The sequence below is a fragment of the Bradyrhizobium sp. genome (assembly GCF_050014615.1).
In the GTDB taxonomy this organism is placed as follows: domain Bacteria; phylum Pseudomonadota; class Alphaproteobacteria; order Rhizobiales; family Xanthobacteraceae; genus Bradyrhizobium.
This window is the reverse complement of the sequence record NZ_JBEKCZ010000006.1, coordinates 38,029-59,514: the sequence shown is the minus strand read 5'-3', so window position 1 is coordinate 59,514 and position 21,486 is coordinate 38,029. Positions and strand designations below refer to the sequence as shown.

24 protein-coding genes are annotated in these 21,486 nt (G+C 63.3%); 13 read left to right on the top strand and 11 right to left on the bottom strand.

What is annotated here, in order from left to right; all coding sequences use genetic code 11:
• Positions 1-22: 22 nt before the first annotated feature.
• From ABR948_RS02040 to ABR948_RS02025, 4 genes are all read left to right on the top strand, one after another.
• On the top strand, positions 23-409 hold the full coding sequence (locus ABR948_RS02040; RefSeq protein ID WP_428113698.1) for a CidA/LrgA family protein: 387 nt from the start codon (positions 23-25) through the stop codon (positions 407-409).
• A complete protein-coding gene (locus ABR948_RS02035; protein ID WP_428113696.1) occupies positions 406-1,128 on the top strand; it encodes an LrgB family protein in 723 nt (240 codons plus the stop codon). Before ABR948_RS02040 ends, ABR948_RS02035 begins: the two co-directional genes overlap by 4 nt.
• A gap of 86 nt (positions 1,129-1,214) precedes the next feature.
• Positions 1,215-1,994: a sulfite exporter TauE/SafE family protein gene (locus tag ABR948_RS02030; RefSeq protein WP_428113714.1), complete on the top strand. Its 780-nt coding sequence runs from the start codon at positions 1,215-1,217 to the stop codon at positions 1,992-1,994.
• A gap of 48 nt (positions 1,995-2,042) precedes the next feature.
• Complete coding sequence (locus ABR948_RS02025; protein ID WP_428113695.1) at positions 2,043-2,717, top strand: DsbA family protein; 675 nt, start codon at positions 2,043-2,045, stop codon at positions 2,715-2,717.
• Positions 2,718-2,823: 106 nt separating this feature from the next.
• Here the strand turns inward: ABR948_RS02025 and ABR948_RS02020 are convergent, their stop codons facing one another.
• A complete protein-coding gene (locus ABR948_RS02020; RefSeq protein WP_428113693.1) occupies positions 2,824-3,030 on the bottom strand; it encodes a hypothetical protein in 207 nt (68 codons plus the stop codon).
• A gap of 190 nt (positions 3,031-3,220) precedes the next feature.
• Between ABR948_RS02020 and ABR948_RS02015 the strand changes: the two genes are divergently transcribed.
• Entirely contained in the window at positions 3,221-3,961 is a 741-nt protein-coding gene (locus ABR948_RS02015) for an SDR family oxidoreductase (protein WP_428113692.1), read from the top strand.
• 3 nt (positions 3,962-3,964) lie between these two features.
• On the opposite strand, the gene ABR948_RS02010 is transcribed toward ABR948_RS02015, so the two are convergent.
• The 3 genes from ABR948_RS02010 to ABR948_RS02000 all read right to left on the bottom strand — a co-directional run bounded on the left by ABR948_RS02010 (position 3,965) and on the right by ABR948_RS02000 (position 6,760).
• Positions 3,965-5,038 (bottom strand): carboxylesterase family protein, encoded by a 1,074-nt coding sequence (locus ABR948_RS02010; RefSeq protein ID WP_428113690.1) that lies wholly within the window; start codon positions 5,036-5,038, stop codon positions 3,965-3,967.
• 49 nt (positions 5,039-5,087) lie between these two features.
• The gene (locus ABR948_RS02005) at positions 5,088-6,059 is read right to left on the bottom strand and encodes a S1C family serine protease (RefSeq protein WP_428113688.1); all 972 of its coding nucleotides are present in this window, start codon (positions 6,057-6,059) and stop codon (positions 5,088-5,090) included.
• Positions 6,060-6,202: 143 nt separating this feature from the next.
• Entirely contained in the window at positions 6,203-6,760 is a 558-nt protein-coding gene (locus tag ABR948_RS02000; RefSeq protein ID WP_428113686.1) for an HNH endonuclease, read from the bottom strand.
• Between the two features lie 191 nt (positions 6,761-6,951).
• Between ABR948_RS02000 and ABR948_RS01995 the strand changes: the two genes are divergently transcribed.
• A complete protein-coding gene (locus tag ABR948_RS01995) occupies positions 6,952-8,718 on the top strand; it encodes a chloride channel protein (RefSeq protein WP_428113684.1) in 1,767 nt (588 codons plus the stop codon).
• Positions 8,719-8,752: 34 nt separating this feature from the next.
• Positions 8,753-9,730 carry a Bug family tripartite tricarboxylate transporter substrate binding protein gene (locus ABR948_RS01990; protein ID WP_428113682.1) on the top strand — a complete coding sequence of 326 codons (978 nt, stop codon included), beginning with the start codon at positions 8,753-8,755 and terminating at the stop codon, positions 9,728-9,730.
• 27 nt (positions 9,731-9,757) lie between these two features.
• On the opposite strand, the gene ABR948_RS01985 is transcribed toward ABR948_RS01990, so the two are convergent.
• Both ABR948_RS01985 and ABR948_RS01980 read right to left on the bottom strand, forming a co-directional pair.
• Positions 9,758-10,429 carry a response regulator gene (locus tag ABR948_RS01985; protein ID WP_428113680.1) on the bottom strand — a complete coding sequence of 224 codons (672 nt, stop codon included), beginning with the start codon at positions 10,427-10,429 and terminating at the stop codon, positions 9,758-9,760.
• Complete coding sequence (locus ABR948_RS01980) at positions 10,426-11,820, bottom strand: sensor histidine kinase (protein WP_428113678.1); 1,395 nt, start codon at positions 11,818-11,820, stop codon at positions 10,426-10,428. Before ABR948_RS01980 ends, ABR948_RS01985 begins: the two co-directional genes overlap by 4 nt.
• A 173-nt stretch (positions 11,821-11,993) precedes the next feature.
• Between ABR948_RS01980 and ABR948_RS01975 the strand changes: the two genes are divergently transcribed.
• Both ABR948_RS01975 and ABR948_RS01970 read left to right on the top strand, forming a co-directional pair.
• Positions 11,994-12,509, top strand: coding sequence for a DUF3280 domain-containing protein (locus tag ABR948_RS01975; protein WP_428113676.1), 516 nt, complete (start codon positions 11,994-11,996; stop codon positions 12,507-12,509).
• A 73-nt stretch (positions 12,510-12,582) separates the two neighbouring features.
• The gene (locus ABR948_RS01970) at positions 12,583-13,065 is read left to right on the top strand and encodes a DUF2380 domain-containing protein (RefSeq protein WP_428113674.1); all 483 of its coding nucleotides are present in this window, start codon (positions 12,583-12,585) and stop codon (positions 13,063-13,065) included.
• Here ABR948_RS01970 and ABR948_RS01965 read toward each other — a convergent pair.
• Positions 13,050-14,840 carry a flavin-containing monooxygenase gene (locus ABR948_RS01965; RefSeq protein WP_428113672.1) on the bottom strand — a complete coding sequence of 597 codons (1,791 nt, stop codon included), beginning with the start codon at positions 14,838-14,840 and terminating at the stop codon, positions 13,050-13,052. The genes ABR948_RS01970 and ABR948_RS01965 overlap by 16 nt on opposite strands.
• A 104-nt stretch (positions 14,841-14,944) precedes the next feature.
• Positions 14,945-15,499: an Lrp/AsnC family transcriptional regulator gene (locus ABR948_RS01960; protein ID WP_428113670.1), complete on the bottom strand. Its 555-nt coding sequence runs from the start codon at positions 15,497-15,499 to the stop codon at positions 14,945-14,947.
• A 101-nt stretch (positions 15,500-15,600) separates the two neighbouring features.
• Here ABR948_RS01960 and ABR948_RS01955 point away from each other — a divergent pair, with 101 nt between their 5' ends.
• Positions 15,601-16,029, top strand: coding sequence for a nuclear transport factor 2 family protein (locus ABR948_RS01955; RefSeq protein ID WP_428113668.1), 429 nt, complete (start codon positions 15,601-15,603; stop codon positions 16,027-16,029).
• 65 nt (positions 16,030-16,094) lie between these two features.
• On the opposite strand, the gene ABR948_RS01950 is transcribed toward ABR948_RS01955, so the two are convergent.
• Together ABR948_RS01950 and ABR948_RS01945 are read right to left on the bottom strand one after the other, a co-directional pair.
• The gene (locus ABR948_RS01950; RefSeq protein ID WP_428113666.1) at positions 16,095-17,183 is read right to left on the bottom strand and encodes a DUF2855 family protein; all 1,089 of its coding nucleotides are present in this window, start codon (positions 17,181-17,183) and stop codon (positions 16,095-16,097) included.
• Positions 17,180-17,938, bottom strand: a complete 759-nt coding sequence (locus ABR948_RS01945) for a DNA-3-methyladenine glycosylase family protein (RefSeq protein WP_428113664.1) — start codon at positions 17,936-17,938, stop codon at positions 17,180-17,182. Before ABR948_RS01945 ends, ABR948_RS01950 begins: the two co-directional genes overlap by 4 nt.
• Before the next feature lie 137 nt (positions 17,939-18,075).
• On the opposite strand from ABR948_RS01945, the gene gluQRS reads away from it, so the two are divergent.
• The gene (gene gluQRS, locus ABR948_RS01940; protein WP_428113662.1) at positions 18,076-18,948 is read left to right on the top strand and encodes a tRNA glutamyl-Q(34) synthetase GluQRS; all 873 of its coding nucleotides are present in this window, start codon (positions 18,076-18,078) and stop codon (positions 18,946-18,948) included.
• 104 nt (positions 18,949-19,052) lie between these two features.
• Positions 19,053-20,291, top strand: a complete 1,239-nt coding sequence (locus tag ABR948_RS01935; protein ID WP_428113660.1) for an ATP-binding protein — start codon at positions 19,053-19,055, stop codon at positions 20,289-20,291.
• Here the strand turns inward: ABR948_RS01935 and ABR948_RS01930 are convergent.
• Entirely contained in the window at positions 20,218-21,111 is an 894-nt protein-coding gene (locus ABR948_RS01930) for a YihY/virulence factor BrkB family protein (RefSeq protein WP_428113658.1), read from the bottom strand. The genes ABR948_RS01935 and ABR948_RS01930 overlap by 74 nt on opposite strands.
• Before the next feature lie 165 nt (positions 21,112-21,276).
• Between ABR948_RS01930 and ABR948_RS01925 the strand changes: the two genes are divergently transcribed.
• Complete coding sequence (locus ABR948_RS01925) at positions 21,277-21,471, top strand: twin transmembrane helix small protein (RefSeq protein ID WP_428113657.1); 195 nt, start codon at positions 21,277-21,279, stop codon at positions 21,469-21,471.
• The last annotated feature ends 15 nt before the right edge of the window (positions 21,472-21,486 follow it).

Below are 21,486 nucleotides of genomic sequence, written 5' to 3'. Positions count from 1 at the left end.
TCAGCCGCATGCGGACCATCCAATGATCGCAAGCCTCAGCCTGATCCTGCTGTGCCAATTGGCCGGCGAAGTGTTCGTGCGTGCTCTCAAGCTGCCGATGCCGGGCCCGGTGGTCGGCCTGCTGCTGCTGCTGGTATTGCTGCTGGCGCGCGACCGCTTCAAGGTTCTGGCGCGCGGGCCGTTGCAGCAGGACGGCGTGGAGAATGCGAGCCGGGGCCTGCTGGCGCATCTGTCGCTGCTGTTTGTCCCGGCCGGTGTCGGCGTCGTGCAGAAACTCGACCTCATCGCCGAGCATGGCATCGCCATCGTCGTGGTTCTCGCGATCTCCGTGGTGGTGACCCTGCTGGTGACGGTGGCGACGTTTCTTTTCGCGGGCCGCCTGATGGCACGCGGACGGAGCGCGCCATGAGCGAAAATCCGCTCTCGCTATGGGTCTATCTGTCGCAGTCGCCGCTGCTCTGGCTGACGGTGACGCTGCTGGTCTATGCGGTCGCGGACGCGGTGTCGCTGGCGACGCATCGCAATCCGCTTGCCAATCCCGTGCTGCATTCGATGTGGATCATCGGGGCGTTCCTGCTGCTCACCGGCACATCGTACACGACCTATTTCGGCGGTGCGCAGTTCGTGCACTTCCTGCTCGGACCGGCGACCGTGGCGCTGGCGGTGCCGCTCTACGAAAACCGCAAGCTGGTGGCGGCGTCTGTTCTGCCGATGCTGGCGGCGCTGGTGGCAGGCTCCGTAACCGCGGTGGTATCGGTGGTGTTGCTGGCGAAGGTTGCGGGCCTGCCGCGCGGGGTGATTTTGTCGCTGGCGCCGAAATCGGTGACGGCGGGCATCGCGATGGGCATCAGCGAATCCCTGCACGCCGATCCGTCGCTGACGGCGGTCGCGGTCGTGCTCACCGGCATCATGGGGGCGATCGTCGTGACGCCCTTGATGAACCGGATGGGTATTACCGATTTTCGCGCGCGCGGATTCGCCGTCGGCGTCGCCGCGCATGGCATCGGCACCGCCCGCGCGTTTCAGGTTGACGCGGTCGCGGGCGCGTTCGCCGGCATCGCCATGAGCCTCAACGCGCTCGTGACATCGCTGTTGGTGCCGCTGGCCGTGACGCTGTTGGTGCGCTGATCCCGGGTGGTTTGCGGCGCCGCCGCCATGGTGGTTTGCGGGAATTCTCTCTAAAGTATCGCTGTAGGGGTAAGGTGACTTTCTTGATAATCTCCACGATGCAGGGCGTACTCGGACTGGCATCGGGAGCGCTGGTTGGATTCTCGCTTGGCCTGGTCGGCGGCGGTGGATCCATCCTCGCGGTGCCGCTGATGGTCTATGTGGTCGGCGTGTCCGACGCCCATGTGGCGATCGGAACCAGCGCCATCGCGGTGGCCGCCAATGCCGCGATCAATTTGTCGAACCATGCGCGCGGAGGCACCGTGCGGTGGTCGTGCGCGCTGCCGTTCGCGGCGGCCGGCATGGCCGGCGCCTTCGCGGGCTCGATCTTCGGCAAGCTGCTCGATGGCCAGAGGCTGCTGGCGCTGTTCGCACTGCTGATGCTGGTGATCGCGATTTTGATGCTGAAAACGCGTTCGCGGGCAGGCCTGCCCGACGTGCAGATCAACCGGGATAACATGCCGGCCATCGTCGGCCTCGGCCTTGCGACCGGGACGCTGTCCGGCTTCTTCGGTATCGGCGGCGGGTTCCTGATCGTGCCGGCCTTGATGCTGGCGACGGGAATGTCGATCATGAGCGCGGTCTCCTCGTCACTGGTCGCGGTGACCGCGTTCGGCCTGACCACCGCGGCCAGTTACGCCTGGTCCGGATTGATCTCGTGGGAGCTCGCGGGATTGTTCATTGCCGGCGGTGTCGTCGGCGGATTGATCGGCACCCGCTCGGCGCGATTATTGTCGGTGCGGCATGGCGCGCTCAATATTGTGTTCGCCGCGGTCATTATAGTGGTGGCGCTTTATATGCTGGCGCGTAACTTATCCTTATCATGAGCGTAAATAACGGATAGACGTGCGCCAAAGGCAGCCGGGAGACCAGACATGACCACATCGATCGATCCGGCCCGGCCGTATCAACCGCGCACAAGGCGCGAGACGCTGGGCCTGTTCGGCACCGGCGCGGCCATGCTCGGCATCAGTGTTGCGCCGGGCCCGGCGTCCGCCCAAAGCGACGGCGTGCTGACGGAAGCCCTGGTGTTGCGCGACCCGGATATCCCGGTGGCCGGAAATCCCGATGGTGATATCAGCATCGTCGAATATTTCGACTACCAGTGCCCCTATTGCCGCAAGCTCGAACCCGATCTGCGGCAGGTGGTGCACGACGACGGTAAGGTCAGGCTGGTGCTGAAGGACTGGCCGATCCTGGGGCCTGCCTCGGTGACGGCGGCGCGGATGGCGCTGGCGAGCAAATACCAGGACAAATTCATCCAGGCGCATGATGCGCTGATCGGAATCAATTCGAAGCTGACCGAGCCGCGCATTTCCGAACTGCTCGCCGGCGCGGGCATTGAAATGGACCGTCTCACGCGCGACCTCGCCGCCAACGCCACGGCGATCGACGCCATCCTGGCGCGCAACAACGATCAGGCGACGGCCTTCGACTTCAAGGGCACGCCGTCCTTTATCGTCGGCAAATTCCGCGTGCCAGGCGTGCTGACCATGGCGCAGTTCGCCCAGGTCATCGCCGACGCGCGCAAGGCGCTGAAGAAGTCATAGAGGCGTTTGCGCGGAGATCATGCTCAAACAAGAAGATCGACGACGAGCATGATTCAACCCGGTTGAATCATGCTCTAGTGCAGCGATGCGGCTATTTCGACGCAAGTTATTTCGACGAAAGCCTGATCCAGTCGCTATGGGCCTGCTGCTTCAGCGCGTTCCAGTCGGTTGCCGCGACGTCCCAGTTGACGATCGTCCGGCTATTCGACGCGCTCTGGCCGTTGGCGACGGTCGAGGTAGATTGCGAATCGTAGGCGTAGACGCCAGCGATCAGCAAAAGCGCACCCAAGATCATTCCTAGAAAAACGCGCATCGCAAACCCTCCGTGAGGCAAACCCTCAGTGACGATCGACAACTTGGTCGGGCCGTGATGGTTCCGTGCCAAAAGAAACATCAGGAAATCAGCGGATGCCAGTTATCACGAAGGCTTGAAACGATGATCCGCAATACATTCAATACATCAATGTGTGAGGGAACATTAAAGGCACAGGGGAAGTGAAGAAATGACCGACAAAACCAGCAAGACCGCGATTGTGACCGGCGCCTCGCGCGGCATCGGTGCCGCGATAGCCGAACGTCTCGCCGGCGATGGCTTCGCCGTCGTCATCAATTATTCCGGTGATATGAAATCCGCCGAGGCGCTTGCCCGAAAGATCGAAGCCAAGGGCGGCCGGGCGCTCACCGCCAGGGCCGATGTCAGCGACGCCAACGCGGTACGCGGCATGTTCGATGCGGCGGAAGCGGCCTTCGGCGGCCTCGACGTGCTGATCAACAATGCCGGCATCATGAAGCTCGCAAAGATCGCCGACAGCGATGATGCGCTGTTCGACCAGCAGATCGCGGTCAATCTCAAGGGCAGCTTCAATTGCATGCGCGAGGCCGCCAGGCGGCTGCGCGACGGCGGGCGGATCGTCAATTTCTCGACCAGCGTGGTCGGGACCAAACTGGAGACCTACAGCGTTTATGCCGCGACCAAGGCGGCGGTGGAAACCATGACGGCGATCCTTGCGAAGGAATTGCGTGGCCGCAACATCACGGTCAATGCCGTGGCGCCGGGGCCGGTCGCGACCGACCTGTTCCTCACCGGCAAATCGCCGGAACTGGTCGAGCGCATGGCCAAGATGAATCCGATGGAACGCCTCGGCACCACGGAGGATATCGCGTCCGTTGTATCTTTCCTCGTCGGTCCCGATGGCGGATGGATCAACGGTCAGGTGCTGCGCGCCAATGGCGGCATGGTCTGAGGGTTATGACGCACCGTTCAGCCAATTGAGGATCACCGGGTTGATCTCGCGCGGATAGCAATGGCTGAGATCGTCGAGCTCCCGGTAGGTCACGTCGGCGCCGGCCGCCGACAACGCCGCCTGGGTCTGCCGCGCCACCTCTACCGGAAACATCCAGTCGAGCTGGCCGTGCACGAGATAGACCGGCAAGTCCCGTAACCTCTGCGCGTCGGCCATCTCGGCCATCAGCGGATGGAAGGTGGCGGAAACGGGCGCGAGGTGGGTGAACCGGGAGGCGCTTTCGAGCCCGGTGACATAGCAGAAGGTGCCGCCGTCGCTCATCCCGGTCAGCAATAGCCTGTTGGGATTGACGTTGCAGCGGCTTCGCACGGAATCGAGAATGCGGGCGAGGTTCGGGCTGTCGGTGTCCTCGCCCATCAAGGCCCAGGTGCTCCCGGTCGCGGTGGGCGCGACCAGGATGGCGCCGTGGCTGCGCGCATCGCGCAGCCAGCTCCACAGAAAGCCGCGGCCATTGCCGCTGCCGCCATGCAGCGCCATCACCAGCGGCCAGGCGCGGTCGGGCGTGTAATATTCCGGTACGTAGAGCGAGAAACCGCCGCGGCTGCCGGGTTCGTTGTGATCGTGAAAGATTCCGGTGTTGGGTTGGCCCGGCTCCGCGAGGCGTGCCAGCAGACCGGCGTCCTCGCGCAAAGCGGGATCGGTGAAGAAGCTGCTGACCGGGGGCAGTTTCGCGGCGAGGGGGTACAGCGCCTCCTGCGCGCGCGGGGCGTAACGCAGCGCGCGAAATACGGCCACGAGGTCACCCTGGCCCGACTGTACCGCGCGCAATCCCGCGAAAGCCGCCAGCGCCGCATCACCAGCGGTCTGTAACGGCAGGCGCAAATGCGCGAATTGCTCCGGCCAGCCGGCCAGCCGGGGAAGCTCGGCCCGTAATGCCTGATCCGGCGTTCCGGCGGCGTGCATGACCCGCCCGAAATCCGGCGGGTTGAGATGGCGCGCGATAAAGCCGAGTGCTTCCAGCGATTGCAGCAGCGGCGGCAGCATGGCCACGATGTCGTCGACCACGGCCTCACTCATCGCGCGGTTTCCTGTTGCTGATCGCGCTTTTGCGCTCGAAAACGCTCTATCAGTGCAGCTGCGGCGCCTTGAGTAGTTTGGCACGGTCGATCGAGGTCAACACCACGTCGAAGGTGACGCCCTCATGATAGACGGTGAGCGGCACGTCGACGCCGGCAGGGCCGAGCGACCACAGCTTTCGATAAAAGCCGGTTTGACTCGATATCTTCTCGCCATTCACGGCGAGGATGACATCGCCGGCCTTGAGTTCGGCGCGCGCCGCGGGACCCTTGGCGGAGATGCCGACCACGACGACCTTGTTGTCGATCTCGGTCGAATACATCCCGAGCCACGGCCGCGCCGGCTTGTTGACGCGGCCGAATTTCCGCAAGTCGTCGAGCACCGGCTTGAGCAGATCGATCGGCACCACCATGTTGACGCGCTCGGCCTTGCCGTCGCGCTCGCGCTCGAGCTGCAGCGAGCCGATGCCGATCAATTCGCCGCGGGTCGAGATCAGTCCGGTGCCGCCCCAGTTGGGATGCGCCGGATAGGTGAAGATCGCCTCGTCCAGCAGATACTCCCAGTAACCTGCGAACTCCTGCTTGGCGGTGATTTGGCTGGCGACCGATCGCGTGCGTCCCCCGGCGCCGCCTAGCACCACGCGGTCGCCGATCTCGGCGGCGGCGGAAGACCCCAGCGGCAGCGGATCCAGATCGATATGGCCAAGCGCCTGCACCAGGCCGAAGCCGGTCACCGCATCGAAGCCGAGCGCGTGGCCTGGCACCACACGGCCGTCGCCGATATGCAGCCAGACGGTTTCGGCCTCGGTGATCAGATAGCCGATGGTCAATACCAGCCCGTCATCGATCAGTACGCCATTGCCGGCGCGCTCGGTACCCAGGGTGTCGGCGCTAGAGGCATCGCTGGGGACGATCGAATGCAGGCCGACAACCGAGGACAATACCCGGTCGAGATCGAAACTGTAGTCGGCCGCGCGGGGTTGACTCGCCGGCGGCACCTTCCATTCAGTCAACGAGGCCATCAAGTTTCTCCTGGCCAGCCGGCGCGTGCGGGTTGCGCAGATTTCGGCGAACCAGCGCGCGCGAAATCGGGAGCGATCTTATGCCGCAAATGACCGTCTTGAAAGTCCGCCGTAACGGGAGTGGCGACCCCGCCGATCGCGAATTATGGATCGAGTTCGGTGTCCCAGTATAAATAATCCAGCCAGCTGTCGTGCAGATAGTTCGGCGGGAACAGCCGGCCGTTGCGATGCAGCTGGTGCACCGTCGGCGCGAATGGCGGCTGCCGCGGAAACATCCGTGCCTGCTGCGGCGTCAAATTGCCCTTGCGCAGATTGCATGGCGAACACGCGGCGACCACATTCTCCCACGTGGTCTGGCCGCCCTTGCTGCGCGGGATGATGTGATCGAAGGTGAGATCGTCGTCGGCCGAGCAGTATTGGCAGACGAAGCGGTCGCGCAGGAATACGTTGAACCGGGTAAAGGCAGGATGCGTGGTCGGCTTGACGAAGGATTTGAGCGACACCACGCTCGGCAGCTGAATCTCGAACGAGGGACTGCGCACCGCGCGGTCGTAGTGCTCGACGATATTGACGCGGTCGAGGAACACCGCCTTGATCGCGTCCTGCCACGACCAAAGAGACAGCGGATAATAACTGAGCGGCCGGAAGTCCGCGTTCAGTACCAGTACCGGCCAACCACCTTGCGAGACATGTGCGTTCAAGTAACGCTCCTGGCCCCCTATAAGCTGCGAAGCAGCATGAGTTGACATACTACAGGCAGCGTGACGGGATTGTGAAGAGCGTTGGCGGCCTTATCCGCCATGGCCAGGGGGCGCTACCGATTGCAGGAGCGGCATTAACACCGCTAAACGAGGCGGCCGGCCCCATTTCGGCCGCACACGGACACGGCAAAATGATCACCAAACCCCGCTATCTGGAGGCGCCACGCCGGCTGCGGGCATTCGTTCGCGCCCATGAAACCAGCCTGGTGGTTCTGGCGGCCCTGGTCGGGACGACAGCGGGACTGGTGGTCGCGGCCATGGGGGCCGCGGTCGAACTGCTCCATGTGGCGCTGTTCAACCTTGCAATGGGGGATCGTCTTTCCAGCCAGGTCAGGATCGATCCGCTGCGCGCCCTCCTGGTTCCAAGTCTCGGCGGGCTGCTGCTGGGGGTGGCTTTCCTGCTGCTGCTGCGCTGGCGGCCGGCGCGTGAAATCGATCCGATCGAGGCCAATGCCCTGCATGGCGGGCGAATGTCGTTTCGCGGCAGTGTGATCGTGGCGTTGCAGACGATCTGGTCCAGCGGCGTCGGCGCCTCGGTCGGACTTGAAGCGGGATATACCCAGCTGGCCAGCGGCCTTGCCGCCTCGCTGGGTCGCGGATTTCATCTGCGCCGTGCCGATCAGCGTCTGATGGTCGGCTGCGGCGCCGCCGCCGCGATCGCGGGCGCGTTCGGGGCGCCGCTGGCCGGCGCCTTCTACGCCTTTGAACTGGTGATCGGAGGATACACGCCCTCCAGTCTGACGCCGGTCGGCGTCGCCGCGGTGGCGGGCTATTTCGTCGCCCATGCGTTTACGGTGCTGACACTCGGCGTCGGCGTCGGGCCGGTCGGCGATGTGCTCGGGCGCGACCTGGCCATCGCCGCGGTGCTCGGGATTCTGGCGGCGCTGTTTGGCATCGGAATCATGCGCGGCGTCGCGTTCTGCGAGGCGCTGCTGTCGAAGACCGGGATCTGGTCGCCGCTGCGCCCGGCGCTGGGCGGTCTCGCGGTGGGCCTGCTCGCCTTGCAGACGCCGCAAGTGATGTCGTCGGGGCATGGTGCGCTGCACTTTGCCGGACTTGTTTCAATGCCGCTCGCGGCCATGGCGACAGTGTTCGTCCTGAAAGCGATCGCGTCGGTGATTTCGCTGGGCAGCGGTTTTCGTGGTGGATTGTTTTTCGCCACGCTTTTTCTCGGCGCGCTCGGTGGCCGCCTGTTCGCCGCCGGCTTCGATGTGATCTGGCCGGGCCTCAATCTCGATCCCAACGTCTATGCGGTTGTCGGCATGAGCGCGCTGTCGGCGTCCGTGATCGGCGGCCCGCTGACGATGACGTTCATCGCGCTGGAGTCGACCGGCGATCTCTGGCTGACCACGATCGTGCTGGTCGCGGTCATCATCTCGACCCAGATCACCCGCGAATGGTTCGGTTACTCGTTCGCGACCTGGCGATTGCATTTGCGCGGCGAGACCATCCGTAGCGCCGCCGATATCGGCTGGATCCGCGATCTCACGGTGCGGCGGCTGATGCGGCCGGACGTGGCCACCGTGAATGCCGAGATGCCGATCGAAGAATTCCGAGCCAAGTTTCCGCTGGGATCGAAGAACCGGGTGGTCGCAGTCGACGCCGCCGGCCACTACGTCGGGCTGGTGCTGGTGGCGGATGCGCACGCACACACGTCTGATATCGAGATGACCAAGGGCCTTCATGGTATCCTTCATCACCGGGGCATCGTGTTGCATCCCGCCATGAACATCCAGGAAGCGATCGCCATTTTTGATGCCGCGGAAGCCGAATCGCTGGCCGTGGTCGAAGCCGGCGGCGAACACCGGCCGATTGGAATTCTGACTGAAGCCCACGCGATGCGACGCTACGCGGAGGAATCCGAACGGCAGCGGCGCGAGGTGATCGGCGATAACTGATCGGTGCTGCATGCGCCGATTTCGGAGGAGGCCCATGGGTAGATTGCCGACGGCAATGGCCGCGATCCTGTTTGGTCTGGGATGGATCGGCGGCGCGATGGCACAGGACTATCCTGCGCGTCCGCTGACCATGATCGTGCCGTTCCCCGCCGGAGGCGCCACCGACACGCTGGCTCGCACCCTGGCCGAGCAGATGCGGGGCATCCTCGGTCAATCCGTCATCATCGAGAATGTCGCGGGCGCCGCCGGCAGCATCGGCGTCGGCCGCGCCGTTCGTTCGCCGGCCGATGGCTACACGCTGAGTATCGGCACTTCGACCACGCATATGCTGACCGGTGGCCTTTACGTCCTTCCGTTCGATCTGTTGAAGGATCTGGAGCCGGTGATCCAGATCGGCAGCGAGCCGTTGTTGATTGCTGGCCGCAAGAGCCTGCCGGCGGACGATCTGAAGGGGCTGATCGCCTATCTCAAGGCCAATCCCGACAAGACGTCGGTGGGCATTGCCGGCGTCGGCGCGGCGGGTCATCTCGCCGGCATCTCGTTTCAAAAGGAGACCGCGACCAGGTTTCAATTCGTGCCCTATCGCGGCAACGCGCCGGCCATGCAGGATCTTCTGGCCGGACAAATCGATCTCATGATCGAGCCGGCGTCGAATTTCAGAGCGCTGATATCCACCGGCAGCATCAGGCCTTATGCCGTCACCGGCCGGACGCGGCTGCCTTCGTCGCCGGAAATTCCGACGGCGGATGAGGCGGGGCTGCCCGGTTTCTTTGCTTCGCTCTGGTATGGGCTTTGGGTGCCGAAGGATACGCCCGGCGATATCATCGCGAAGTTGAATGCCACCATGGTGCGGATCCTTGCCGATCCATCGGTGCAAAAGCGTTTCGAGCAACTCGGCATTCAAATATCGCCGCGCGACCAGCAATCGCCGGAGGCGTTGCGGGCCTTTCAGAAAGCCGAGATGGAACGGTGGTGGCCGATCATCAAGGCGTCCAACGTCAGGGCGGAATGAAGGGTGCGCCAGGGCATTTCCTGCTAGCTAGCCCTCGATTTCCTCCGCTGCGATGATCCGCTGGCGAAGCGCAAGGCGGACAAGCTCGATGTCGGACGCCACGCCGAGTTTGGCGCGAATGAGATAGCGCGTATTGGCCACAGTCTTGACGCTGACATGCAGCGTCTCGGCGATGTCATCGACGGATTTCTCCGCCAGCAACATGCGCAGGATTTCGAATTCCCGTGGGCTCAGCGCGTCAACGGCCGAAGGTTCGTCGGCGAGGCGGTTGATGGCGAGCTCATGGTCGATGTCAGAGCTGAGCGCGATGCGCCCGGCCATGACGTCGGCGATCGCGCGCAGCAACGTCTCCGGCGGGTTGCTTTTCGTTACAAAGCCGCGTGCGCCCGCCTTGATCGCCTGGACCGCATAAGCGGCGCTCTGGTGCATGGTGAATACCAGGATACGCGCGGAGTTATCCCACTGCCGGATGCGGCGGATCGCCTCGACCCCGCCAATCCCCGGCATCGACAGGTCCATGATGACGAGGTCGGGCTTGACCTCCTTGTAGACACGATAGGCCTCGGCCCCGTCGCCGGCTTCGGCGACGACCCGAAGGCGATCCTGCTTCTGCAGCAGCGAGCGATAACCCTCGCGCACGATGGCATGGTCGTCCGCCAGCATCACCCGCGTGAAGCTCCTGGCATCGGGCGTGCTCAAGGTTCCGACCCCATATCGGGAATGGTCGCGACAAGCCGGGCGCCGCCCGCCGCGCGCCGCTCGAAACGCAGCGTTCCGCCGAGGGAAACGACCCGCTCCTGCATGCCGAGAAGTCCCATGCCGGGTTTTGCCGGCAGACCGCCGCCCGTCGCCTCGCCATCGTCCTCGACGCTCAAGACGATATCGGCATGTCCTGCCTCGAGACGTAATTGCACGTGCCGGGCCTGGGCGTGCTTCGCTGCATTGGTGATCGCCTCCTGCGCGATGCGATAAAGACTGGCGCAGACGCTTGGCGGCAAATCGTCGACCCTGCCAATGATGGCAATTTCGAATCGGGTGCGCCCCTTCTCGACGCCGTTCCAGCTCGCAACCAGGCTTTCGAGGCTGAGGGTCAGGCCGAGTTCCTCGATGTCGGGCGGGCGCAGGCGCACCAGCGCGCCGCGCAGCGTTTCCATCATGCCCGCGGTCGTGCGCGAGATGCCCCGGCATTCCTCGACCAGCGGTGGACATTCGCGCTCCGCCGTATGGGCAGCGGCGGCGGCCTGCGCCGCGATGGCGGTGAGCGACTGGCCGAATTCGTCATGCAATTCGCGAGCAAGGTGGCGCCGCTCCTCGTCCTGCACGGCGATGAGCTTTCTCGTCAAATTGTTGCGTTCGGCAAGGGTGGCTTCCAGTTTTTGCGCGAGCGTGTTGAAGACGTCGGAAATCGCCGAGAGCTCCGCAAGGTCGAAACTGGGCAGCCGCGTGGAGAGATTGTTCGCCGCGAGCTGCCTTAGCCCGGCGTGAATGACGTGCGTCGGCCGCAGGGCCCGCGCGAGCGCGGCATAGACCGCGAGGCAAAGCCCGGCCAAGGCGAAAGCCATGATGGAGAGAAGGCGGCTCGCCTCGCGCCAGCTCTGGCCTATCTGTGTGGCGGGGTCGACGGTCGCGATCGCCACACCCTGGGTCCTGCCCTCAACAAGCAGCGGCATCGAGATCGGTTCGCCGGGATGGAAGAAGGCGCGATAGAGTGCCGCGAAACTTTCGGGCGCGGCAATTTCGTCGGCGAGCGCTCCGCTACAGATACCCTGTCGAAAATCTCCCGCCTTGTCCCGATAGGCGATGCAGAGGCCCGGCTCCATCAAAGGCGCCGCGACCCGTTGCAAATCCGGAGTTAGGCTGGGGGACAAGGAATACCATTGCGCCTGCGCTTGCTGCAGTGAGATATCCTTGGCGACGATCGCGGCGATGCGGCCCGCCCTGTCTCTGGTGGCGCGGTCGCTGTCAACCAAGGCATAGGCCGCGACAGCGAGGAAGCAAATCGCCGCGAGCGCCGCGACGCGTAGCGCCAGCCGCAGCTTCAGATCGATGGCGCGCGCGTGGCCCGCCACGGAATGAGGGGCCTGTTGCAAGCTCTCTCCCTTTCCCCCGCATTTAGAAGCAAATTTCGCCGGGAAGAAAGAGGGGCGAGGCAAGATCGGGCATTTCACCCGGTCAATTCAGGGAAAGTCTCCATTTCGCCAAGGCAGCGGATCGGGCGATATGGCCGCGATGTGGCAACTCGAAAGGTTCATCGATGCGCCGGATGGCTTTCATCCTCACTCCGGTCATGATTGCTGCGGGGTTCGCCGTCGCCACGGCGGCCGAACCCGCCGCACCGCGTCCAATCAAACTCGCGGTGTTTCCGTTTGAATTGGAGGATTTCAGCGCCGCTGCGGCGTACACTCCCCCCGACGATGTCGACCGCGAGCAATTGCGGCTTTCGACGGAAGAGGCGCGGCGGCTGATCGCGGAATCGGGACGCTATCAATTGGTCGACGTCGGCGCGGCGCGCGACGAAGCCGCCAAAACAGGTAAACTGCATAATTGCGAGGGTTGCGAAGCCAGGATCGCCGCTGCTCTTGACGCGGACCAGTCCATGCTCGGGATCGTCACGCGCATCAGCCGAACAGACTACGCGGTGACCTATAAAATTCGCGACGCTCAATCCGGGGCGCTCGTCGATGTCGAGCAGACCGACCTGCGCGCGGGCGCCAACTCGGCCTGGAGTCGTGGGGCGCGCTGGCTGATTCAGCGCCGTCTTCTGGAACCGCCCAACTAGGGCCGAGGCAGATCACCAACAGGAAAGCCATCCCATGGATAAGTCGACAAAACGACGATCAGCCGGCCTCGCTTTGATTGCCGCCGCGCTTTTTTCCGCCAGCACCGTTCGGCAAAGCCAGGCGCAAGGCGAGGCACCCGCCCTCGCGATCGCGGAGATCCAGTATATCGACACCTCGGGTGAGGTCATCGATCAGAGCGCCGACCATTTCCGGCGCTTGCGCGAATTCGAAGTCTCAATGCGCGCCGATTTGGCGGCGAGCGGAAAGGTGCGAAACGTCGCCCTCGATTGTCCGCCAAACGCCTGTTCGGTTGGCGACATCGATGCCGATCAGTTGCTCGGCAAGGCGCAAGCGGCCGACGCTGCCTATCTGCTGATCGGCAGTCTTCACAAGCTCAGCACGCTCGTGCAATGGGCAAAATTCGACATTGTCGATGTGAAAACGCGAAACGTCGTTTTCAATCGTCTCGTTACCTTCCGAGGCGACAATGATCAGGCCTGGCGCCACGCCGAATCCTTCATCGTCCGGGAGATCCTGGATCATGAGGAACGTTGAAGGGGATCGCGCACGCTCCGGGGCAGCAGGCCTTCCTCCACCGCCTTGATCTGCAACGCCAGATATTTCGAATTGATGCGGCATTGCGCGAGACTCCCGGCGATGAACCAGAGGCCGGGCTGGCCGGTGCGGGTATACATGTTGCGCAGTTCCTGTCCCTCGCCGAATCCCCAGATCGGGCCGACCCGTGCCGTGACCGCCTCGCCGAACAGCCTGCGCACCAGATGCTCCTGCGGCTTGTAGCCGGTCGCCAGCACGATCAGATCAGTCGCCAGCGTCGCGCCGCTTTTCATCCGCACGCCCTCCACAGCAAACGATTCAATATCCGCAAATTGCGCCAATTTGATTTCGCCGCGCACCACCAGATCGGAGCAGCCGACGTTGAAATAATAACCGCCGCCGCGGGTCAGGTATTTGAATTGCCAGCCGGTGTTGCCTTCGCCGTAATCGAGTTTGAAGCCGACGCGCGCGAGGCCGTCGAGCAATTCCTGATCGAATTTTTTCGACTGCTCGGTCAGCATCACATGGCTTCTTTTCGCCAGCTCGAGCGGCATCGAGGTCGCGATCAGGTCGTTGTCATCAAGGGTTCCCTCATTATACGCCGCATAGGCCAGTTGCGCCGAGGGTTCGATATTGGTGATCAAGGTCGGGCTGCGCTGCACCAGCGTCACCCTAGCGCCGCTTGAATGGAGGTCCTGCGCGATGTCGTGGCCGCTGTTGCCGGTGCCGATCACGACGGCGGCTTTATCTTTCCATTCTTCACCGTCGCTGTATTGGCTGGAATGCAGCACCGTGCCGGCGAAATCCTTCAGTGTCGGGATATCCGGCACATTGGGAATGCCGCTGACGCCGGTTGCCATCACGACATGGCGGGGATGCATCGTGCGCGTGCTGCCGTCGGCGCGGCGCAGCACCACCGACCAGCGTCCTTCGGCTTCGTCGTAAGCGCCGCGCTCGAACTCGGTGCCGGTCCAGTAGTTCAGCTCCATGGCGTCGACATAGGCCTCGAACCAGTTGGCGAGCTTGTCCTTGGGGATATAGACCGGCCAGTTCGGGGGGAACGGCATATAGGGCAGGTGATTGACCTGCACTTGATTATGCAGTGTCAGCGCATGATAGCGTTGGCGCCAATTGTCGCCGATCCGCGCCTCGCGATCGACAATCAGCGTATCGACCTGCAATTGCCTGCACCGTGCCGCGATCGAAAGCCCGGCCTGTCCGCCGCCGACCACCAGCACGACCGGATCGCGGTCGGCATAGGCGGTTGAGGCTTGGCGCAGATCGAGCCAGTTGGGACCGCGAAAATCGCGCGAATAAGACTGGCCGCGGGGCCGCGCCGAGCCGAGTTGTTCCTCAAAACCCCTGAGTTCGTCGAGCGCGGTCAGCAGCGTCCAGGCTTTGAGTTTGCCGCCGTCGCCGGCGTCCGCGATCAGTCGCAGAATTCCGCTGCCGCGGCCTTGCCGGGTCTGGAACTTGAAGATCGCCTCAATCGCCTCGGTGCCGGCGCGGGTCACGCGTCGCGGTGCGGCGCGTTCGGGGTCGATCCTGAAATCACTGGGGGCCGTGCCGACGGCGCGGGCTTTCAAAGCATTCAGGATTGGTTCCGCGCCGTTGAGGGTCTGGATGTTCCAGCTCAGCGCCAGCACATCGCGCCAATGACTGTCGGGATGAAACAGCGTCTTCAGCAGGCCGGGGTCGGGCCCTGCGAGCGCGCTTTCGAATTGCGCCAGCCAGATTTCGGCTGACATCGCAACATCATCGGTTTTATCGAGCATGCGCGTTTCTCTGCACCGGCCGTCTTTGCGGCGTTTCCCTGATCCGAAAACCTATACGTTTTGGGATCGGACAGAAAGGGCCGCTGGCGTAGATGGCTGCGCGACTATCTTCGCCGTCCCCGTCCGCCTTGTTCCGTCCGTCCGTGCCGGGTCGTCTGCGAACGCTTGTGGGCCTGCTCTTTTTCAAGGTGTTTGAGCGGCAACGGCGCCCCCGCCTTGAGTGTCTGAATTGCGATGTTGCTGCGTACCTCGCGCACAATTGGCATATTGAGGAGTTTGTCGACCAGAAAGCGCTGATAGTCGGCAAGATCCGGTACGACGACTTCGAGAAAATAATCTGCCTCACCGGAGACGAGGTGGCATGCAACAATCTCGGGCATCGCGACCACGGATTTCTCGAACTGCAGCGCACGTTCATTGGTATGCCCGTCGATCTTAACGCCGAGAAAGACCGAGAAGCCGAGCCCGATGCGGTCGCGCCGCAAGGCTGCCCGATAGCCTTCAATGTACCCATCCCGTTCGAGACGCCTGACGCGACGCAGACACGGCGAAGGGGACAATCCGATCTTGTCCGCAAGTTCGACGTTGCTCAAACGCCCATCGGCCTGCAACTCGGCAATAATCCGGCGGTCCACCCCATCGAGATCGAGTTTTGGCATACTGAGTAATTTCTTGCATCACAAAAGGCATAAGATTGCGTATTGCTGACAAATATTGGTGTCTTTAGCAAGGACATGCTTGCGGGTCGCATGCAACGATAATGGCTCAGTCCTCGAAGCCAAGCGAGTTCGTGATGTGCCACCACGCAGCCTACCATTCGTTGCTTGACGCTGTTGGACGTTACTTCGACCTCATGTTTGACAATGACGTGTCACGCTTTGGCCGCGTATTTGCGCCGAGCGCCCAGTTGCATGGGTTGCGAGACGGGAGCTTACGGCTATTGTCCGCGCAGGAATTCAAGAGCGCGCTCGCTGCCGGTCAGTCGCCGAAATCCAAAAACGCTCCACGGCAACAGGAGCTGTTGCTGGTAGATTTTGCGTCGCCCGGCCAGGCCATCGTCAAGGTCCGTGTCAGGATCGATACGCTTCTCTATATCGACTACCTCTCGTACCATTGCATCGATAGTGCATGGCTGATCACAGCGAAGTCGTTCCATATCGAGCAACGATACGATACGCCAAAGAGTTGATGCGAGACTTGTAATTGGCGAGCGGAATCGATTGCTGCATGCGAAGCGCGCGCCGTGCTGTCTTCTCAGTCCGCCAGCGACAGGATATGGCCCTGATGAGGCGGCACGCGGCCGTTGAGCGTATCGAGATAGCTTTGCTTCACCGCCGCGCCTCCGCGGCCCTCGATGACCTCGAGACACCGATCCAGCATCGGCGCGAAGCCCGACCATGCCGCGCCAAACCGCATGTCGATACCGCCGGGGCCCCATTCTTTGGCACGCTTGCGGATCTGGTCTGGGGCAAAAAACCAGACCGGTTTTGCGCCCGGCAATTCCGGCTCGTCCGGCGATGAACTGCGATGGGTCAGCCCGATGCGTCCGGAATATTTCATCTGGTCGCCGAAATGCCGGTGCAGCGTCGCGCGCAAATCGCTGTTGCCGGCCATGTCCACGTAGGCGACGGGTGAATCCGATGGCAGCGATGTCACGCGGTCATAGGTCACCACCTCGTCGTAGCAGCCGAGCGACTGGACGAAATCGGTATTGCCCGCCGACGTCAGTCCGGTCACGTGGATATTCTTGCGTAGATGCAAAAGATGCGCGAGGCCGAACGCGGTCTTGCTGGACGCGCTGGAGAGCATGACGCTGCGCGCGCCGTAAAATTCGTTCTCGCTCAAGAAGTCATCGACCAGAAACGACAGCATGAACAGCGGCCGCAGCAGCGCCTGATAATCGCCCTGGCGGCCGGCGAAGGCAGCATCGCCACTGACGCGCGCATAGGCGTTGTAGACCGGCGCCACGCCTTGGCGATGCGCCGCGGCGTCGCGCAGGCCGCGCTTGCTGACGTCGGCGGCCTCGATCACCAGATGCGTTGCCATCGGAAAATAGCCGAACAGCCGTTCCCCTACGGTGATGCCGGGATGACGCGACGCGATCACGTCGCCAAATCCCCACACCGGAATGTTGCCGAAATGGTCGGGTGCCGGAAACAGCTGCCAGTATTTCAACTGATCGCCGAGAACGGCATAGGTGATATTGTTGGCGGTGAACGCGAAGCGATCGACTTTGACCAGCAGCGCCTCGTCGGGCAGCGCGGCGGCATCGGGCAATTGAGTCTCGACAATTTTGCATTGCTGCAGGTCGTCGCGGGCAACGATGAAGTCGGTGGATTTCATTTTTTCGATCCCGGCCTTTTCGCTGCCGTGATCTTTGCTTTTGCCGATGACCGTTTTGCAACAGATATCTTGTTTAAAACAGCGTTCGCTTTTTGCGGCGGGTTTTCTGTTTCGCCAATTACGCCCTCGCGCTTTTTCAGCACCCGGTAATAGGTCCACCACAAATGCGCCGCGGCACCGCGCAGCGGGCGCCAGGGCTCCGCCAGTGGCGCCATCTCCTTCGCGGTCGGTCGCGTCCGAAGTCCGAGCCCGATCTTGACCGCTTCCTGCACGGCGAGATCGCCCGCGGGCCAGGCGTCGCCATGGCCCAGACAGAACAGCAGATAGACATCGGCGGTCCATGGGCCGATGCCATGCAATGCCGTCAGCGCGTCGTGCGCGGTGTCGGCGTCTTCGTTCGCCAGGGCCTCAAGATCAAGGCGCTCCGCGGCAATTTCGCGCGCCAGACTCTTCAGGGTCTTGATCTTCGCCGCCGACAGTCCGAGCCGGCCGAGACGCTCAGCGCGGGCGCGGCGCAGCGTCTCGTGATGAAACGGATCGAACGCGGCGATGAGGCGAGCCCAGATCGCCGCGGCGCTGGCGGTGGACAATTGCTGGCCGCAGACGATCGCGGCCAAACCCGCATAGCCGGGGTCGCGCCGCCGCAGCGCCGGCATGCCCGCCAGCTGCAAAATCGGCAGCAGCCGCGGGTCCTGCTGCACCAGCGCGTGGACGGCGCCTTCGAGGTCGGCCTGGGTGTTGAGGTGGACGGTCATTGCAGCAATATCATCTCAAAGTTCGTCATGCGCGGGCTTGACCCGCGCATCCATCTCCTATCGTAACAGACTCTCACGAAGGATGGATTGCCGGATCAAGTCCGGCAATGACAGTCTTGGGAATTCTTGAGAGATCAATGCCGCCGCCTGTGTTCCGTTTTGCGCCGAGCCCGAACGGCTATCTGCATCTCGGCCACGCTTATTCGGCGTTGCTGAATTTCGACCTGGCGGGTCAGGCCGGCGGACGTTTCCTGCTGCGCATCGAGGATATCGACGCTGCGCGCTGCAAGCCGGAATTCGAGACCGCGATGTACGAGGATTTGGCCTGGCTCGGCATCGGCTGGGAGCATCCCGTGCGGCGGCAATCCGAACACCTCGCCGATTATCGTGCCGCGCTCGAAGACCTATCGGCCCAAGGGCTGGTCTATCCGAGCTTCGAGAGCCGTGCGGAGATCGCGGGATTGGTGGCGCAGCGAGAGGCGCACGGCCGCTGGCCGCGCGACCCCGACGGGGCGCCGCATTATCCCGGCTCGGCGCGGTTGCTTTCACCCGATGAGCGCGCGGGGCTGCTGGAATCGGATGTCCCTTACGCCCTGCGGCTCGATATGGCGGCCGCGTGCGCGCGCGCGGGCAACCTCGGCTGGACCGAGCGCGGCGAAGGTCCTGATGGCGAGACCGGCACGGTTGCGGCCCGGCCGCAGGCGTGGGGCGACGTCATCCTGGCGCGCAAGGAGACGCCGACCAGCTATCACCTCTCGGTGGCCATCGACGACGCCTTGCAGGGCGTCACCGAGGTGGTGCGGGGCCAGGATCTGTTCTGGTCGACCAGCCTGCATCGCCTGCTGCAGCAGCTGCTTGGCCTGCCACAGCCGGCCTACCGGCATCACGGTCTCATCCTAGACGGTGCGGGACAGAAGCTGTCGAAATCGACCGCGGCCACCGGTCTGCGCGAATTGCGCGCCGGGGGGACAACGCCGGCTGAAATCCGCCGTTTGGTCGGTTTACCGTAGTTTTTCGGGGTTTGCCGCACACCAACGGCAAGTGGAAAACGCGCTTCGGCGTGACTCCCGCCAGCCCGCCATGGCATGCTGGCGGCGGCCGGGTCGGGGGAATCATGGCGTCGAAATCGCGCTCACGGCGCCCCAAGCGGACGCCGAAAAAACGCGCTGCAAATCTTGCCGTCGGCAAGGCGCGCAAACGCGCCGTCAGGACGCCCGCCCCCGGCATCGTCGAGACGGCGCTGGCCGCATTCGCGCACGAGGTCCGCACGCCGCTGACCGGCATTCTGGCGATCAGCGATCTCCTGGCGACGTCCGGCCTCGACGAACGCGAGCGGCGCTGGGTCGACACCATCAAGGCCGGCGCCGAACACCTCGCCAGCCTGGCGACCTTGTTTGTCGATGCCGCCAGCAGCGGCCATTCCGGATTTGGCGCGCGGCAGGATTTCTTCGATTTGCGCACGCTGGCCCGTAACGCGGGGGATTCGCTGGCCGGCCGGGCGACGGCCAAGGGCTTGCAGTCCGACGTCGAGATTTCCGAAAAACTTCCAGCGTTCGTGATCGGCGACCCGGTTCGCCTGCGCGCGGCACTGGAAAACCTGATCGACAATGCGATCAAATTCACCGAGCGCGGTGGCGTCGCGCTGTCGGTCAAATCGATGCGCGACACCAGGGGCAAGATCGGCGTCGCCTTTGCGATTTCGGACAGCGGGATCGGGCTCACGCTGCACGAGGTCAAACGCCTGTTCCGGCCGTTTTCGCAGGCCAATGTCGGCATCGCCTCGCGCTTCGGTGGTGCCGGCCTCGGATTGTCGTCGGTGAAGGCGCTGGCGCGGGCGATGGGGGGCGACATCCTGGTGGCGCAGCGGCGCGGAGGCGGCACCACCTTCACATTGACGGTGTCGTTGACCCGCGCCAAGGCATCGAAAGCCCCGCACTCAGGCTTGAATACCGATGCTTCACCCGACCCCGTACAGGCGTTGCGCATCCTCAGCGTCGAGGACAATCCGTTCGGCCGTGTCGTGCTCAATGCGGTTCTGACCGAGCTTGGTCATCAGGCGGAATTTATCGGGCGCGGCGAGGCCGCCACCGAACGGATCGCGCAAGGCGGCTTCGATGCGGTGCTGATGGACATGGTGTTGCCGGGTATCAACGGCATCGAGGCGATCCGGCGCATTCGCGAACTGGGCCCGCCGCTCGGCCGCATCGCCATCATCGGGGTGTCGGGCCGCGGCGACGACGAGGCGGCCTCGCGCGCGGCCGGCGCGGATGCGTTTCTGGTCAAGCCCGTGTCTCCGAGGGCTTTAGCGACTGCGCTGCTTGAAGCGACACGCCGTGCGGCAGCTGCGACTTGATGATCGCCGCGTTCAGTTCGCCGCCATACACGAAGATCGCGGCGATGAAATACAGGAACACCAGCGCGATGATGACCGACGCCAGGCCGGCATACATGGTCACGTAATTGTTGGCGAAGCGCGCGAGATATTGTCCGAACACGATGCCCGATACCAGCGACGCCACCAGGGTGAAGATGATGCCCGGCAGGATCTGCAGGAAGCCGCGGCGGCCGGCCGGAAGCCATGCGTGCAGAATAAACAGGGCGACGATCAGGGCCGCAATGGTGATGCCGTAGCGCGAAACATTGAGAAATTGCTCGTTGGATTCCACGACAAGTGGAATGTGCCGCCGTACCGCCTCGATGATCAGGGGGCCGAGCACGATCAGGAACGCCATCACCAGCGAGGTGACGGCGGCGATCAGCGTGTAGCCGATCGATTCCAGCCGCAGCCAGTACCAGCGCCGCGGCTCGATCACCGAATAGGCGCGGTTGAGCGCGACGCGCAGGGCTTCGACGCCATTGGAGGCGAAATACACCGCGAGCACCGCGCCGATGGTCAGGATGTCGCCGCGGGTGGTCGTCATGACGTCGTGGATCTGGCCGGACAGCGCATCGGCGACCTGCTTCGGCCAGACCTGCAGCAACAATCCCGCGGCCTGATCGGCGAGCTCCTTTGAGCCGAAAAATCCGGCCAGCGACGTCAGCACGATCAGAAACGGAAACAGCGCCATCAATGTCGACAGCGCGATATGGCTGGCGATCGCCCAGCCGTCATCGGCCAGGAACGTGTAGAACGCATCGAGGCTGACATGAAAGATGTAGCGTAATCGCCTCACGATTCGTCCTGACCTGCGGCAGAGGGGTTTTATCGGATTAACAAATCCCGAAAACAGGGCGCTAGCCTACCTTCTGATATTATTGAGTTAAAAGCCAGATCGTTGCATGGGGGCCGGTTCGATGCGGCGATGGCGGAGCGCCCGGGGCGGTGTTATGTAGCGCCAATGGCTTCATTCCTGAGTATGATCCTTCTTCCCGTCGCAGTCGGTGCCGTAGCATTGGTGCTGCTGCTTGGCCTTATCAATATGATGCGGGGCGGATCGCCGAATCGCTCGCAGAAACTGATGCGGTTGCGGGTATTGCTGCAATTCGTCGCGATCGTCATCACCATGCTCGCGGTCTGGGCGATGGGCCGCTGAAGCCGAAGGAGCCGG